Genomic DNA, 16,278 nt, shown 5'->3' on the forward strand with positions numbered 1-16,278 from the left:
GCGTTCAACATCCGCCGGCACGGACGCGACATGTCCAATATCGCGTATCACCGCGTGGACGGCGAAGCCGCCCACCCTACGGCCACGGATGCGTCAGCCGTAGGGTGGGCACCCCCGTGCCCACCAAACATTTGATCAGCCGCGCAGTTGAGTGATGCCGAGGGTATCAATCACGAGCCCACCGCACATTTGATCAGAGGTTGGGCGCGAGGTAGCGTTCCACCTCGTCCTTCGGCAGACCGCGCCGCTTGGCCATGTCGTCGAGCTGGTCCTGGCCGATCTTGCCGACCACGAAGTACTTCGATTCCGGGTGCGAGAAGTAGAAGCCCGACACTGCGGCCCCAGGATACATCGCGAACGACTCCGTCAACTGCATGCCGATCTCCTCGGCCTGCAAGGTCTTGAACAGGTCGGCCTTCACGGTATGCTCGGGGCAGGCCGGATAGCCCGGAGCCGGACGGATGCCGACGTATTCCTCCTTGATCAGCGCCTCGTTCGACAGCTTCTCGTCGGTGACATACCCCCACAAGTCCGTGCGGACGCGTTCGTGCATGTACTCGGCGAACGCTTCGGCCAGGCGATCGGCCAGGGCCTTCACCATGATCGACGAGTAGTCGTCGCCGGCGGCCTCGAAGCGCTTCTCGATCTTCTCGGCGCCGATGCCGGCCGTGACCGCGAACAGGCCGATGTAGTCGGCGATGCCCGACGATTTCGGCGCGATGAAGTCGGCCAGGCACTGGTTCGGACGCTGCACGCCGTCGACGACCGGCTTCACGCCTTGCTGGCGCAGGCCGTAATACGTGAACGCGACCTCCTTGCGGGTGTCGTCCGTGTAGATCTCGATGTCGTCGTCATTGACGGTGTTCGCCGGCAGCAGCGCGATGGCGCCGTTCGCCGTGAGCCAGCGGCCGTCGATGATCTTCTTCAGCATCGCCTGGCCTTCCTCGAACACCTTCGTCGCCGCTTCGCCCACGACTTCGTCCGTCAGGATCGCGGGGTACGGGCCGGCCAGGTCCCACGTCTGGAAGAACGGACCCCAGTCGATGTAGCGGGCGAGCGTCGCCAGGTCGACGTTCTTGAAGACGCGGCGGCCGACGAACTTCGGCTTCACCGGCGCGAACGCCAGCTGCGCCTTGTTGGCGCGGGCCTGCTCCAGGCTCACCATCGGCAGCGCCTTCTTGTTCGCGTGCTGTTCGCGGATGCGCACATAGTCCTCGGCGATCTCGGCGACGTAGCCGTCGCGCGTCTCCGCCGTCACGAGCGACTGGCCCACCGACACGGAACGCGACGCATCCGGCACGTACACGACGGGGCCTTCGTAATGCGGCGCGATCTTGACGGCGGTGTGCGCGCGGCTCGTCGTGGCGCCGCCGATCAGCAGCGGAATGCGGCGGTCGCGGAACCACGGGTCGCGCTGCATCTCGCGCGCGACGTGGGCCATCTCTTCCAGCGACGGCGTGATCAGGCCCGAGAGGCCGATGATGTCCGCGTTCTCTTCCTTCGCCTTCGCGAGGATCTCGGACGCAGGGACCATCACGCCCATGTTGACGATCTCGAAGTTATTACACTGCAGGACCACGGAGACGATGTTCTTGCCGATGTCGTGCACGTCGCCTTTCACCGTCGCGATGACCATCTTGCCCTTCGGTTTCGCGACGATGCCCGTGCGCGCTTCCTCGGCCGCCTTTTCTTCCTCGATGAACGGGATCAGGTGGGCCACGGCCTGCTTCATCACGCGCGCCGACTTCACCACCTGCGGCAGGAACATCTTGCCCTGGCCGAACAGGTCGCCGACGACGTTCATGCCGTCCATCAGCGGGCCTTCGATCACCTGGATCGGGCGGCCGCCTTCATTGGCGATCTGCTGGCGTGCTTCTTCCGTGTCCTCGACAATCCACTGCGTGATGCCGTGCACGAGCGCGTGCGCGAGGCGCTTGCCGACGGCCGCATTGCGCCATTCCAGATTCTGTTCCTGCTTCGCGCCGCCGGCCTTCAGGGTGCCCGCGAATTCGATCATGCGCTCGGTGGCGTCGGCGCGGCGGTTCAGCACGACGTCTTCCACGCGCTCGCGCAGTTCCGGATCGAGGTCGTCGTACACGCCGACCATGCCCGCATTGACGATACCCATCGTCATGCCGGCCTTGATCGCGTGGTACAGGAACACGGTGTGGATCGCTTCGCGCGCGGGGTCGTTGCCGCGGAACGAGAACGACACGTTGGACACGCCGCCCGACACCTTCGCGTACGGCAGGTGCTCGCGGATCCAGCGCGTCGCGTTGATGAAGTCGACGGCGTAGTTGTCGTGTTCCTCGATACCGGTGGCGATGGCGAAGATGTTCGGGTCGAAGATGATGTCTTCCGGCGGGAAGCCGACCTTCTGCACGAGGGTGTCGTACGCGCGCTTGCAGATCTCGATCTTGCGCTCGAACGTGTCGGCCTGGCCCTTCTCGTCGAACGCCATCACGATCACGGCCGCGCCGTAGCGGCGGCACAGCGTGGCCTGGCGCAGGAATTCCTCTTCGCCTTCCTTCATCGAGATCGAGTTGACGATCGCCTTGCCCTGCACGCATTTCAGGCCCGCTTCGATCACGGACCACTTCGACGAGTCGATCATGATCGGCACGCGCGAGATGTCCGGTTCCGATGCGATCAGGTTCAGGAAGCGCGTCATCGCGGCCTGCGAATCGAGCATCGCCTCGTCCATGTTGATGTCGATGACCTGGGCGCCGTTCTCGACCTGCTGGCGCGCGACGGACAACGCCTCGTCGAACTGCTCGTTCAGGATCATGCGCGCGAACGCCTTCGAGCCCGTGACGTTGGTGCGCTCGCCGACGTTGACGAACAGCGACGTGTCGTCGACGACGAACGGCTCCAGGCCGGACAGGCGCAGCGCGACGGGGATCTCGGGCACGGTGCGCGGCGGGCAATCCTTCAGCAGTTCGCCGATGGCCTGGATGTGCTCCGGCGTCGTGCCGCAGCAGCCGCCCGCGATGTTGACGAAGCCGGCGTCGGCGAATTCGCGCAGCAGGGCGGACGTGTCGGACGGCAGTTCGTCGAAGCCCGTGTCGCTCATCGGGTTCGGCAGGCCGGCGTTCGGGTAGATGCAGACGAACGTGTCGGCGATCTGCGACAGTTCCTCGGCATACGGGCGCATCAGCGCGGCGCCCAGCGCGCAGTTCAGGCCGATCGTCAGCGGCTTCGCGTGGCGCACCGAGTTCCAGAATGCCGACACGGTCTGGCCGGACAGGATGCGGCCCGACGCGTCGGTGACGGTACCGGAGATCATCAGCGGCAGGCGCGGCGTCTCCGGATGCTCCGTGAAGTACTGGTCGATGGCGAACAGGGCGGCTTTGCAGTTCAGGGTGTCGAAGATGGTCTCGACGAGAATCAGGTCGATACCGCCCTCGACGAGCGCGTCGACCTGTTCGTAATAGGCGGTGACCAGCTGGTCGAACGTGACGTTGCGCGCGGCCGGATCGTTGACGTCCGGCGAAATGGACGCCGTCTTCGGCGTGGGGCCGAGGGCGCCGGCGGCGTAGCGGGGCTTGTCCGGCGTCGAATACTTCACACAGGCGGCGCGCGCGAGCTTCGCGGCCTGCACGTTCATCTCGCGCACGAGGTGCGCCATGTGATAGTCGTCCTGAGCGACGCTGGTGGCGCCGAACGTGTTCGTCTCGATGATGTCGGCGCCCGCGGCCAGGTAGCGCTCGTGGATTTCCTGGATGATCTGCGGCTGCGTCAGGTTCAGCAACTCGTTGTTGCCCTTGACGAACAATTCACGCGCGCCGCTGTCGGCGGGCGCGGTGAAATCGATGAAGCGCCCGGCGGGGCCGCCGCGATACGCCTGCTCGTCCAATTTATATTGCTGGATGATCGTGCCCATCGCGCCGTCCAGGATCAGGATGCGGCGGGCGAGCGCTTCGCGCAGCTGGGCTTCGACGGGGGACATGGCGTGGACGGCGGTGTTCATCGTAGGGCTTTCCTGAGAGCGGCTGGATAAATGTGAGGCGGGTCTGTGATTATACCGTTACTGGCCGAGTTTGTTCCCGGTGCGGCCGAAGGACTCGGGTTCGCTCAAAATCGGACGCCGCTGTAAAGACGTTTGTAACGCAATGTATCAAACGTCGCATTGTTACACTGCGATACAAATTGCCGCATATTAGCAATTTCCCGGATACATACAGGGACGACAATTAACTTCATGAAATCGCCGTTGGCGCGGTTTCAGGATAAATCCTTGTCCAATCAACGGAATGCGTGGACCGTCGCTCCGCCGCCAAAATGGGAAGATTGCAATGAACAAAGAATACGTCGCCGAGTGGGACCAGCCAGCCGCCCGCACCGAAGACACCGCTGCGGCCAAGTCGCACGCCGTTGCCGGCGTCAAGCAGATCGTCACGATCCGCCTCGACGTCGACATGCTGGAATGGTTCAAATCGGCAGGTCCGGGCTACCAGACCCGCATCAACCAGGTCCTGCGCGAATACATGGAAGCGAATCGCGTGCGTGCTCAAGGCGAGCAGCACTGATCGTTGCATGACGATGGCCGGGGCACAGCGCCCCGCGGGCCCGATGGCCTGAAGCCCGTACGGGATGCCATCAGGAGCAAACGCTCCGACAACAGATAGACGAGACGGAAAACAGAAGGGCATCACCGGCAACGCCGCTGATGCCCTTCTTTATTATGTTGACGTCGGTTACGCGAACGCGAGGCCGTCGAACGAAAACCCTTTCAGGAATTCGGCCGCCGCCAGGCGCTTGCCGCCCGGCTTTTGCAATTCCGTCAAGCGGAGCGCACCCGCGCCGCACGCGACGACGATGCCCTGGCCGTCGGCCTGCAATACCTGGCCCGGCCGGCCGCTGCCGTCGACAGGTTGCGCCTGCCAGATCTTGACCGTCGTCGACCCCGCCTGGCCATGCGCACCCGGGAACGGGTTGAACGCGCGCACCTTGCGTGCCAGCTCGGCAGCCGGGAGGTTCCAGTCCAGCTTCGCTTCTTCCTTGCCGATCTTGGCGGCGTACGTCACGCCTTCCTCCGGCTGGGGCACGGCTTCCAGGCGGCCCTGCGCCATATCCTTCAGCGTCGCGACGATCATGCGGCCGCCGAGAGCCGCCAGCTTGTCGTGCAGGCTGCCCGTCGTGTCCTTATCGTCGATGGCGATGCGCTCGATGAGCAGCATCGGGCCCGTGTCCAGGCCTTCTTCCATTTCCATGATCGTGACGCCCGTCTCCGCATCGCCCGCTTCGATCGCGCGATGGATCGGCGCGGCGCCCCGCCAGCGGGGCAGGATGGAGCCGTGGATATTGATGCAGGGCTTGATGTCGAGGGTGGAGCGGGGCAGGATCAGGCCGTACGCGGCCACGACCATGACGTCGTAGTCGGTGGCGAGCAGGCGTTCGTGCGCGGCCTGGGCTTCGCTCGCGCGCTGCGGATCCTTCGCGTCCATGCGCAGCGACAGCGGCTGCAGCACGTCGATGCCGTGCGCGACGGCGACCTGTTTGACGGCCGACGCCTGCAACTGCATGCCGCGGCCGGCCGGGCGGTCCGGCTGCGTGAGCACGAGCGGCACGGTGAAACCCGCGTCGAGCAGGGCGCGCAGCGCGACGGCCGCGAATTCCGGCGTACCGGCGAAAACGACCCGCATGTTCGCGTCGCTCATGCGCGGCGGGCCGAAGAACGCTGCATGTCGCGCTCTTCCTTCTGCAGCTTCGTCTTGATGCGGTTGCGCTTCAGCGGCGACAGGTATTCCACGAAGACCTTGCCCATCAAGTGGTCCATCTCGTGCTGGATGCACACGGCCAGCAGGCCGTCCGCCTCGAGCTCGAACGGCTTGTTGAACTGGTCGACGGCGCGCACCTTGACGCGCGAGGGACGCTCGACGCCGTCATAAATGCCCGGCACCGAGAGGCAACCTTCGTCGTAGACTTGCTTGTCCGGGCTGGACCAGACGATTTCCGGGTTGACGAAGACGAGCAGGTCGTCCTTGGTCTCGGTCACGTCGATGACGACGACGCGCTCGTGCACGTCGACCTGCGTGGCGGCCAGGCCGACGCCCGGTGCGTCGTACATGGTCTCGGCCATGTCCGCCACCAGCTTGTGGAGGCGGTCGCCGAATTCGGTGACCGGCTTGGCGACCTTGTGCAGGCGCGGATCGGGGTAGCGGAGGATGTTCAGTAAGGCCATGGCGATGTGTTCAAAGTCGGTCAATAATCGGTATATTGGGTTGCGCAGACATAAACGCAACACGCCGCCCCCGCTGCCGGGTGCGGTTTGTCTTGCTAGTTCAGGGATTTCTCGGCAGAATTTGATTCAGTAAGGCAACTCTTGCGACACTTCAAGATCCGCTACGCGGTCGAAGAGTCGTCTGTTTCCTGCTGTGTTGCCGGCCGAGGCGGCGTAGCACCCGTGCCGATAGGCACTTTAGGACTCTCCAATGAAAAATTTTAGCACAGGCGCCGCTCGGTCGCTCGTCATCCGCGCCGCCGCCGCAGGCGTGTTCGCCGTTCTTGCGATGCCCGTCCAGGCTGCCGTCGACTGCGCGTTCCGCCCGAACGCCCCGGACCAGCACGTTGTCGTCAAGCGCGATACCTTGTGGGACATTTCCGGCACCTTCCTCGAGCATCCGTGGTGCTGGCCGCAGGTGTGGGGAATGAACCGCGACGAGATCCGGAATCCGCACTGGATCTATCCCGGTCAGATCGTGTATTTCGACCGCGCCCATGGCCGCCTCACCTTGAACAAGCCTGGCGCGGGCGCCGACGCGGGCCAGCCGCCCCTCGTGCGTTTGTCGCCCCAGGTGCGGACGGAGGGCGTGGACGCCAACAACGCGGTGCCGGCCATCCCGTCGGGCGTGATCGAACCGTTCCTGACCCAGCCGCTCGTCGTCGAGCCGCAGGCGCTGGCGGCCGCGCCGCGCATCGTCGCCGCGGCCGAAGACCGCCTGTACCTGGGCGAGGGCGACCGCATCTATGTCCGCGGCGCGCTCGATGGTGCGTCCAGCTTCCAGGTGTTCCGTCCGGGCAAGGAGTTGCGCGATCCGGATACGAACCAGGTCGTCGCCCACGAAGCTACGTACATCGGCACCGCGCGCCTCGTGAAGGCGGCGGGACCGGGCACGGACGTCCACACATTCGTCGTCACCCGTTCCGACAAGGAAATGGGCGTCGGCGACCGCCTGCTGCCCGTGCCGCCCACGCCCGTGCGCAACTACGTGCCCCACGCGCCTGCGCGGGCGGTGGCGGCGCGCGTGATGGCGCTGCCGACGGAATCGAATTTCGCTTCGCAGAACCAGGTCGTGACTGTCAACCGGGGCACGCTTGACGGACTCGATGTCGGCTCCGTGCTGCAGCTTTATCATCTGGGGCAGACCGTGACGGACCCGGAAAGCAAAGGCTTCCTCGGGTTCGGCAAGGCCAAACTGAAGCTCCCGGACGAGCAATACGGCGACCTGTTCATCTTCCGGGTTTTCGACCACGTCGCGTACGGCCTGGTCATGCGGACGACGGGGCCTGTGCAGATCGGCGACGTCGCACGATCACCGGAGTAACCCCACCGTGCAGGACACGGACCTCACCGCGGTACCTGCACTGTCATCCTCCCCGGCGCGGCTGGCCGCCTGGTTGCGGCTCGAGCGCTGCGCCGGCATCGGCCCGCGCACGGCGGCCGCGCTGCTGGGCGTCTTCGGGAGCCCCGGCGCCATTTTCGCCGCCGACTTCGCCGCACTGGCCGCCCACGTGACACCCGCCCAGGCGCGCGCGCTGCTGCAGCCGCCCGCCGACGCGACGCGCCGCTTGCTGGACGCCACCTTGGCCTGGCTCGGCCAACCCGGCCACGGCGTCCTCGCGCTGGGCGAGCCCGGCTATCCCGAGCTGCTGTCCCACATTCCCGATCCGCCGCTGCTCCTCTATATTAGAGGCCGCGCAGCGCTGCTGGCCGGGCCCAGCCTCGCCATCGTCGGCAGCCGCAATGCCAGCGTGCAGGGCAGGATGAATGCGCAAGCGTTTGCGGAGAGCCTGTCCGCGGCCGGGCTGTGCATCGTGTCCGGGCTCGCGCTGGGGATCGATGCCGCTGCGCACGAGGGCGCGCTGCGGTGCGTCGGCGGCACCGTCGCCGTCGTCGGCACGGGGCCGGACATCGTCTACCCGGCCCGCAACCGCGCGCTGGGCGAGCGCATCGCCGTGGACGGCTGCATCGTCAGCGAATATCCCGTCGGTACGCCGCCCGTTCCGGGCAATTTCCCGCGGCGCAACCGGATCATCAGCGGCCTCGCGGCCGGCGTGCTCGTCGTCGAGGCGGCCGCGCAGTCCGGCTCGCTGATCACGGCGCGCCAGGCGGCCGAGCAGGGCCGCGACGTGTTCGCCATCCCCGGCTCGATCCACGCGGCGCTGGCCAAGGGGTGCCATTGCCTGATCCGTGAAGGCGCGAAGCTCGTCGACACGGCGCAGGACGTGCTGGAAGCGCTCGCGTCCTCCCCGCTGCTGGCCGCCCGGACAGTGTTCTCACCCGCATCAGATATTTACTTAACGGATATGTATAACGATAACAATCCCACTGCGGGTTTTGGCACGCCCGCGGATCGCGCGTTGCTGGATGCCCTCGGCCACGACCCCGTCGACATCGATGCATTGCTGGCCCGGCTCGGCTGTCCCCCAGGAGAACTCAGTGCGCAGCTGCTCGTTCTGGAGCTGGCGGGGCGCATTGAACGGCTGCCGGGCGGGCTCGTGCAGAGAATATTCAAGCGATAATTAGGGGCAAATATGCTGGCGAACCCGATAAGGCCGATAAACAACGATGATGTTTCCGAGGGGCAGTGGAGTACGTGACGCTCTTGTGCCGCAAGGAGCTTAGCTGCTACAGTAGCGTCACCATGTTCGACATCCTAGTCTACCTCTACGAGACGTATTACCGTCCCGATGCCTGCCCTGAGCCGGCTGCCTTGGCACGCAAGCTGTCTGCCGTCGGTTTCGACGATGTCGAAATTTCCGAAGCGCTGGACTGGCTCAATGGCTTGACGGAAATGGCCGGTACCACGAATCCCGCCCTCGAATCGAGCGGCACGCGCTTCTACATTGCCCAGGAACTCGACACGCTCGGCACCGCGGCCGTCGGCTTCATCCAGTTCCTCGAACTGGCCGGCCTGCTGACCGCGTCGCAGCGCGAGATCGTCATCGAACGCGCGCTGGCGCTGGACGAAGCGCCTGTCACGCTGGGCAAGCTGAAGATCATCGTCCTGATGCTCCTGTGGAGCCAAGGCAAGGAGCCGGATGCGCTGATGTTTGACGACCTGTTCGGGTCGGACGAGGAAGACGCCGCGCCGCGCCTGCTGCACTGAAGCGGTGCAAAAATACATCACGAACGGGGCTGCGGCCCCGTTTTTTATTGTGTTAGAGTAAGATTCAAGCGGTGTTTCTGGCCGGAAATGCAGAGTTGCATCAACGATCACGCAGAGAGAGTCTACTTGCGGATTGCGCGGCAACCCGCTTATCATTGGCCGCTACTGTCGATCCGTTACCAATAAGCTAACAATAAGCTCGCGAGCGGCCGATATACCACGCCGCCCAAGCCAAGCGCTCATGTATGATGCGCGAGCCTAGCCAAGAACAAGTACGAGAAACCATATATGACCAAAGCCCTCATCATTGCCGAAAAACCCTCCGTGGCGAATGACATCGCCAAGGCGCTCGGCGGCTTTACGAAGCACGATGAGTATTTCGAATCCGACGAATACGTCCTGTCGTCCGCCGTCGGTCACCTGCTCGAGATCGCGGTGCCCGAGGAATACGACGTCAAGCGCGGCAAATGGAGTTTTACGCACCTGCCGATGATTCCGCCGTACTTCGCGCTGAATCCGATCGCGAAGACGGAGTCGCGCCTCAAGGTGCTGAACAAGCTGATCAAGCGCAAGGATGTCGACACCCTGATCAACGCATGCGACGCGGGCCGCGAAGGTGAGCTGATCTTCCGCTTGATCGCCCAGAACGCGAAGGCTAAACAAACCGTCAAGCGCCTGTGGCTGCAGTCGATGACGCCCAACGCGATCCGCGACGGCTTCGCCCACCTGCGTACCGACCAGGAAATGCTGCCGCTGGCCGACGCCGCGCGCTGCCGCTCGGAAGCCGACTGGCTGATCGGGATCAACGGCACCCGCGCGATGACCGCGTTCAACTCGAAGGAAGGCGGCTTCTACCTGACGACCGTCGGCCGCGTGCAGACGCCCACATTGTCGATCGTCGTCGAGCGCGAAGAGAAGATCAAGAAATTCGTGCCGCGCGACTATTGGGAAGTGCGTGCGGAATTCGGCTGCGCGGCCGGCGTGTACGAGGGGCGCTGGCTCGACACCAAGTTCAAGAAGGACGACACCGATCCGGAACGACGCGCCGAGCGCCTGTGGACCAAGGCCGATGCCGACGCGATCGTTGCTGCATGCACGGGCAAGCAGGGCACGGTCACCGAGGAATCGAAACCGACGACGTCGATGGCGCCCGCGCTGTTCGACCTGACGTCGCTGCAGCGCGAAGCCAACGGCCGCTTCGGCTTCTCCGCGAAGAACACGCTGGGCCTCGCGCAGGCGTTGTACGAAAAGCACAAGGTGCTGACCTATCCCCGTACGGATTCGCGCGCGCTGCCGGAAGACTACCTGAGCACCGTGCAGTCCACGCTGGAAGTATTGAAGGGCAACTCGAACTACTTGCCATTCGCCAAGCAGATCCTCGACAAGGGCTGGGTCAAGCCGAACAAGCGCATCTTCGACAACAGCAAGATCTCGGACCACTTTGCGATCATCCCGACCGGTGTCGTGCCGAAGAACCTGTCCGAGCCGGAACAGAAGCTGTACGACCTCGTCACGCGCCGCTTCATGGCCGTGTTCTTTCCGGCCGCGGAATTCCTCGTCACCACGCGCTTCACGGAAGTCGAAGGCCACCAGTTCAAGACCGAGGGCAAGGTCATGACGAACCCCGGCTGGCTCGCCGTGTACGGCAAGGACACGACCGGTGACGACAAGGATGGTGCCAGCCTCGTGCCGGTGGCGAAGGGCGAGCAGGTGCAGACGGAGACGGTCACGGCCAACGGCCTCGTCACCAAGCCGCCCGCGCGCTACAACGAAGCGACGTTGCTGTCCGCGATGGAAGGCGCCGGCAAGCTCGTGGATTCCGACGAGCTGCGCGACGCCATGGCCGGCAAGGGCCTCGGCACGCCGGCCACGCGCGCCGCGATCATCGAAGGCTTGCTGACGGAAAAATACCTGTTGCGCGAAGGGCGCGAGCTGATCCCGACCGCCAAGGCGTTCCAATTGATGACCCTGCTGCGCGGCCTCGGCGTGAACGAATTGACGGCACCGGAGCTGACGGGCGAGTGGGAACACAAGCTGTCGCAGATGGAAAAAGGCCAGATTTCGCGCGAAGAGTTCATGCGCGAGATCGCCGAGATGACCGAGATCATCGTCAAGCGCGCCAAGGAATACAACAACGACACGATTCCCGGCGAGTACGCGACGTTGCGCACGCCGTGCCCGAACTGCGGCGGCGTCGTCAAGGAAAACTACCGCCGCTTCGCCTGCACGAAGTGCGACTTCTCGATGAGCAAGGTGCCGGGCGGCCGCCAGTTCGAGATCGAGGAAGTCGAAGAATTGCTGGAGAAGCGCACGATCGGCCCGCTGCAGGGCTTCCGCTCGAAGATGGGCCGGCCGTTCGCCGCCATCCTGCGCATCGTGCGCGACGAGGACATCAAGAACTTCAAGCTGGAATTCGACTTCGGCCAGGACCAGGACGAGGGCGAGGACGGCGAGGGCGTCGACTTCACGGGCCAGACGCCGCTCGGCCCGTGCCCGAAGTGCAACGGCAACGTCTACGAGATGGGCCTCGCTTACGTCTGCGAGCACACCGTCGCCAAGCCGAAGACGTGCGACTTCCGCAGCAGCCGCATCATCCTGCAGCAGGAAATCCTGCCCGAGCAGATGGCCAAGCTGCTGAACGAAGGCAAGACCGACCTGCTGCCGGGCTTCGTGTCGCAGCGTACGCGCCGCTCGTTCAAGGCCTTCCTCGTGCGCGGCAAGGACGGCAAGATCAGCTTCGAGTTCGAGGAGCGCAAGGCCAAGCCGGGCGCGAAAGCCAAGGATCAGGCCGACGAGGCCGAAAGCGGCGCGGAAGCCCCGGCCGCCAAGCCGGCCGCGCGCAAGGCCGCGGCGACGAAAACGGCCGCGAAACCTGCAGCCAAGGCGCCCGCCAAGGCGGCCGCCGCCCGCAAGGCGCCGGCCAAGCGCGCCGCGACCACGAAGAAGGCGACCGCAGGCGAATAAGCTCGCTTGTCAGTTCATCAAAGCCGCGGCGCGTCCGCGGCTTTTTTTCGTGCCGGCGCTCGGCACGCCGACGCCTGGACGCCGACGCCCGGACGCAAAAAAACCGCGATCCTTGCGGCATCGCGGCTCTTTATCGGTGTCGAACGCTTATTCGCGCCACTCGTCCTGCAGCGCGCGGATGGCGGCTTCGCCATTGCGGATGGCCTTCACGCGGCGCACGATCTCGTTATGCCACGCTTCGTCGGCGTCCTGGTCGCCGTCGTCGCTGTCGACCAGTAGCAGGCGCATCAGCTCGTGCCTGTCCTCGGGGGACAGTTGCTGGATCTGGGCGGCCAGTTCGGCGACAGTGGACATGAAGTCTCTCCTAGCAGAGTATTGTGACCAGATCATAACGTGAAGTTCAGTGCGTGTCGACAGGCAGCATATTGTCTGTTGGCTTCTTGTCGACCAGCTTGTTGTCGGGGTCGATGCCGGCCCGCGCGGGGCGCCCGGCGACCACGAGCACGACGCGCTGGTCGCCCTGCGTCACGAGGCGGCGCTCGCGCGCGAGCGGGTTGCCGTCCTCATCGTCGACGCCGAATTCGATATAGTCGTGCAGGGGCACGGCCTTCTCCTCGCCCTGTTCGCCGGCGCGCACCTTGCCGGCCGTGGCGCGGATCTCGACCTCGTACTTGCCGTCCGGCCGGCGCTTGGCCGTCGCGCCGTCGGCGTGGTTTTCGTACAGGACGATCGCTTCGAACAGGTCGTCGATCAGGTACGCCTTGTCCGGCGGGGTGATCGCGCGCAGGCGGTCGACCAGCGTGGACACGGTCGGGTAGGGTGGCCCCTTGTACGCATACTCCGCCAGCAGGCCGTGCAGCACACCGTTGACGGCATCCTCGCCCACGAGGTCCTGCAGCAGGTACAGCGCGAGGCTGCCCTTGTGGTAGTGGATATAACCCTGGTTTTCGTTCTGCGCCAGCGGCAGCTCCTTCTTGTTCTCGCGCGCGCGGCCCATCAGGTATTCCTCGAGGTCGTAGCGCAGGAAGCGCCGCATCTTGCTCGAACCCAGCGTCGCCTTCATCGTCATCAGCGCCGTGTATTCGGCCAGGCTTTCCGACAGCACGGTCGCGCCGCGCATGTCCGCCCCCACGATCTGGTGCGCCCACCATTGGTGGCCCACCTCGTGCGCGCTGACGTAGTATGGGTAGTCGATGTCCTTGCGCGACGCCGGGTCGACCTTGGCAATGAAGCCCACGCTTTCCGAGAACGGGATCGTGCCCGGCGCCGCCTGCGCGTACGACGCGTAGCGGGGGAATTCCGCGATGCGCAGCTCGCGGTTCTGGTAGGGGCTGAAGTGCTTCGAGCCGTATTCGAGCGCGGCCTTGGCGCCGCGGATCATGCGGTCGACGTTGAAGTCGTGGCCCGGCTGGTAGTAAACGTCGATGGTGACGTCCTGCCAGCGGTCGTGGCGCACCTCGTAGCGGGCCGACTGGAACGTATAGAAGTTCAGCACGGGCTTGTCGGCCTTGTAATGGAACCAGCGCCGGCCGCCGCTCATCCACTCCTGCTCCAGCGTGCCCGGCGCGACGACGATCTGGTCGGGGCTCGTGCTGACGACGGCGTCGAAGCGGATCCAGTCGGCGTCGTTGGCGATGTAGTTGTTCGCGCGCGCGCGCTCGTCCTCGCGCGCCGCCATGCGCTCGCGCGGCGCGAGGCCGTGGCGCTTGCGGTCGCGATCGTCCTCCAGCTCGAACACGCGCTGGTAGCCCACGTGCGGCAGGACCTCGTTGGAAAAGAACGTGCCGTTGCCGACGACGGCCGTGTCGCGGCCCAGGCCCAGGATGCCGCCGGGCGTGTCGAGCAGGTCGAATTCCAGCGTCATGCGCGCGCCCGGCTGCAGCGGAGACGCCAGCAGGTAGCGGTAGATGCCATGTTCCGCGTCGGCGCGCAGCAACCGCGCCGGCTGGGAGAAGCGGGGGCGCAGTTCGGGACCCGGCTTCTGGAACAGGACGACGTCGCGCACGGCGACGCCCGTGCGGTTCTCCAGTTGATAGAAGCCGTGGACCTTCAGCGTGCGGGTGTCGGGGTGGATGTCGACCTGCAGGTCGGCGTCCGTGACGCGCGGCTGCGGCAGCGCGGCATAGCGCTTGTAGCGCAGCTCGTAGTCGGCGCGCACCTGCTCCTTGTGCCAGGCCGTCTGGTACGCGCCCTGGTGCACGAGGTTGTACCACAGCAGGGCGCCGCTGGCGGCGAACACGAGGATGCCGGCCGCGAACGCGACCAGCACGCCCGGCGTCAGGCGCCGGCGCGCCAGTTGCAGGCGTTCGGAAAAACTGTCGCTCACGCCGCGCGGCCACAGGACGAGCGCGATCGTGAACAGGACGATGGCGGCGCCGCCCCAGTAGACTTGCAGCGCGCGCTGCAGCGGCAGGTAGTGGCCGAAGCCGTTCAGCGCGGAATACGTCACGTCCGGCAGCGCGCCGTACACGAGCATCGGGTGGTCGAGGCCGAAGCCGCCGAGGAACAGCGTGGCCACGTAATACGTCACCAGCGCGAAATAGGCGAGGTATTTGTGGTTCAGGATGGACTGGGCGGCCATCGCCAGCACGGCCAGCAGCACGTAGCGGGGCAGCAGGATGCCGAACAGCGTCGACAGATAAAGGCCCGGTTCCAGCGTCAGATAGCCGTGCGCCAGCTGGATGCCCATGCCGCACACCATGGCGGCCAGCAGCAGCACGATCTGCAGCGCGACGAGGGCGACGGTCTTGGCCGCAAGCGGCAGCCAGCTGGGCACGGGAAGCGCGTCCACCATCTGGGCCATGCGCGCCTCGCGCTCGCGCCACACCATCTCCCCGGCATAGAACGTCGTCACGATCAGCACGAACAGTCCGAACACGTCGCGGATCAGTTCCAGCACCATGTACGTGACGGGATACGTCTTCGTGCCATACATGGCGCCCATGTCGAGCGAGCTGACGATGAGGGTCAGCATGCCTGCCAGGACGATCACGGCGAAGTAGACGTTCTTGACGCATTCGCGCAGCGCGAGCCAGCTCGATTTCGCCAGCAGCACGGCGAGGCTGCGCGCGGCGAAATCGGGCTTCTCGTGCAGGTCTGCGGCCGTCGGGGCCTTGCCCGTTGCCGCTTCCGCATCGGGCCGCGCCTGGCCGCGCCGGCCGGCCGGCGTCGCGACGAAGCTGAAGCGCCAGTAGCCCAGCGCCAGCACGACGAGCGAGAACAGCGACCAGAGCACGCGGTTGACGAGGTAGACGCCGGAGAGCGGGACCTGCAGCGTGTTGCGTTCCGTGAGGCTCCAGTATTCGGTGAGGCGGATCAGCGCCGTCGTGCCGAACGGGTCGATCAGCGCGGCGAGCGTCTTGTAGTCGAGGTCACGCGCGAGCGACGGCGCGACGATGTAACCGATCAGCATCACGACGCTCGCCACGTACACGGCGAGCATGCGCCGCGTGAGCGCCGCGAGCACGAAGAAGATCGCGCCGAAGATGAACAGGTTCGGCAGCAGCGTGAAGACCAGCGGCAGCAGATAGCCGACCGCCGAATACGGCCCCACGCGCGACGGGTCGATGCCCGGCAGCGCCGTCCCCAGCAGGGTGCCGAACAGGATCGCGGAAAACACGACGACCAGGGTGGCCAGCGCGCCGAGGAAGCGGCCGAAGACGTAGGCGTATTTCGGGATCGGCGCGCTGAAGAAGAAGTGGTGCATCTCGTACTCGAAGTCCTGCTGGACCGAGCGCCCCATCATCGCGGCGACGACGATGATGCCGAGGCAGCCGAGGAACGCGACGCTCAGCGCGACCTGGCGCGGCGCATTGATCAGCACGCGGCCGCCGAACGAGACGAAGGCTTCCTTGAACACGCCGCCGGCGGCGGCCATCCACAGCAGGGCCAGCGCGAAGAAGGCGAGGAAATACACCCAGGTCGACAGCAGCTTCAGGCGCTGCCGGGTTTCGAAGCCGGCGATGGCGAACAGGGCGCGCAT

10 protein-coding genes are annotated in these 16,278 nt (G+C 65.4%); 5 read left to right on the forward strand and 5 right to left on the reverse strand.

What is annotated here, in order from left to right:
* Positions 1-193 precede the first annotated feature (193 nt).
* Complete coding sequence (gene metH / locus NX784_RS12850; RefSeq protein ID WP_370662937.1) at positions 194-3,949, reverse strand: methionine synthase; 3,756 nt, start codon at positions 3,947-3,949, stop codon at positions 194-196.
* Positions 3,950-4,295: 346 nt separating this feature from the next.
* Here metH and NX784_RS12855 point away from each other — a divergent pair, with 346 nt between their 5' ends.
* Positions 4,296-4,529 (forward strand): BrnA antitoxin family protein, encoded by a 234-nt coding sequence (locus NX784_RS12855; RefSeq protein ID WP_258817063.1) that lies wholly within the window; start codon positions 4,296-4,298, stop codon positions 4,527-4,529.
* Positions 4,530-4,697: 168 nt separating this feature from the next.
* Here NX784_RS12855 and fmt read toward each other — a convergent pair whose 3' ends face one another.
* Positions 4,698-5,645, reverse strand: coding sequence for a methionyl-tRNA formyltransferase (gene fmt, locus NX784_RS12860; protein WP_258817239.1), 948 nt, complete (start codon positions 5,643-5,645; stop codon positions 4,698-4,700).
* Positions 5,646-5,656: 11 nt separating this feature from the next.
* Complete coding sequence (def, locus tag NX784_RS12865; RefSeq protein ID WP_166862444.1) at positions 5,657-6,184, reverse strand: peptide deformylase; 528 nt, start codon at positions 6,182-6,184, stop codon at positions 5,657-5,659.
* Positions 6,185-6,434: 250 nt separating this feature from the next.
* Here def and NX784_RS12870 point away from each other — a divergent pair, with 250 nt between their 5' ends.
* From NX784_RS12870 to NX784_RS12885, 4 genes are all read left to right on the forward strand, one after another.
* On the forward strand, positions 6,435-7,547 hold the full coding sequence (locus NX784_RS12870) for a LysM peptidoglycan-binding domain-containing protein (protein WP_258817064.1): 1,113 nt from the start codon (positions 6,435-6,437) through the stop codon (positions 7,545-7,547).
* A 7-nt stretch (positions 7,548-7,554) separates the two neighbouring features.
* Positions 7,555-8,745, forward strand: coding sequence for a DNA-processing protein DprA (dprA, locus tag NX784_RS12875; RefSeq protein ID WP_258817065.1), 1,191 nt, complete (start codon positions 7,555-7,557; stop codon positions 8,743-8,745).
* A 122-nt stretch (positions 8,746-8,867) separates the two neighbouring features.
* On the forward strand, positions 8,868-9,332 hold the full coding sequence (locus tag NX784_RS12880; protein ID WP_258817066.1) for a Smg family protein: 465 nt from the start codon (positions 8,868-8,870) through the stop codon (positions 9,330-9,332).
* Positions 9,333-9,620: 288 nt separating this feature from the next.
* Positions 9,621-12,296 carry a DNA topoisomerase III gene (locus NX784_RS12885; protein ID WP_258817067.1) on the forward strand — a complete coding sequence of 892 codons (2,676 nt, stop codon included), beginning with the start codon at positions 9,621-9,623 and terminating at the stop codon, positions 12,294-12,296.
* 147 nt (positions 12,297-12,443) lie between these two features.
* Here the strand turns inward: NX784_RS12885 and NX784_RS12890 are convergent, their stop codons facing one another.
* Entirely contained in the window at positions 12,444-12,650 is a 207-nt protein-coding gene (locus NX784_RS12890) for an addiction module protein (RefSeq protein WP_258817068.1), read from the reverse strand.
* Between the two features lie 46 nt (positions 12,651-12,696).
* Entirely contained in the window at positions 12,697-16,278 is a 3,582-nt protein-coding gene (locus NX784_RS12895; protein WP_258817069.1) for an ABC transporter permease/M1 family aminopeptidase, read from the reverse strand.

The sequence above is a fragment of the Massilia pinisoli genome (assembly GCF_024753285.1).
In the GTDB taxonomy this organism is placed as follows: domain Bacteria; phylum Pseudomonadota; class Gammaproteobacteria; order Burkholderiales; family Burkholderiaceae_D; genus Telluria; species Telluria pinisoli.

What these genes read in the sequence shown, in the direction of transcription:
- NX784_RS12885 (WP_258817067.1), top strand. Translation starts at nt 9,621, where the DNA reads ATGACCAAAGCCCTCATCATTGCCGAAAAACCCTCCGTGGCGAATGAC.
- NX784_RS12870 (WP_258817064.1), top strand. Translation starts at nt 6,435, where the DNA reads ATGAAAAATTTTAGCACAGGCGCCGCTCGGTCGCTCGTCATCCGCGCC.
- NX784_RS12890 (WP_258817068.1), bottom strand. Translation starts at nt 12,650, where the DNA reads ATGTCCACTGTCGCCGAACTGGCCGCCCAGATCCAGCAACTGTCCCCC.
- metH (WP_370662937.1), bottom strand. Translation starts at nt 3,949, where the DNA reads ATGTCCCCCGTCGAAGCCCAGCTGCGCGAAGCGCTCGCCCGCCGCATC.
- NX784_RS12895 (WP_258817069.1), bottom strand. Translation starts at nt 16,278, where the DNA reads ATGCGCGCCCTGTTCGCCATCGCCGGCTTCGAAACCCGGCAGCGCCTG.
- def (WP_166862444.1), bottom strand. Translation starts at nt 6,184, where the DNA reads ATGGCCTTACTGAACATCCTCCGCTACCCCGATCCGCGCCTGCACAAG.
- NX784_RS12880 (WP_258817066.1), top strand. Translation starts at nt 8,868, where the DNA reads ATGTTCGACATCCTAGTCTACCTCTACGAGACGTATTACCGTCCCGAT.
- fmt (WP_258817239.1), bottom strand. Translation starts at nt 5,645, where the DNA reads ATGCGGGTCGTTTTCGCCGGTACGCCGGAATTCGCGGCCGTCGCGCTG.
- NX784_RS12855 (WP_258817063.1), top strand. Translation starts at nt 4,296, where the DNA reads ATGAACAAAGAATACGTCGCCGAGTGGGACCAGCCAGCCGCCCGCACC.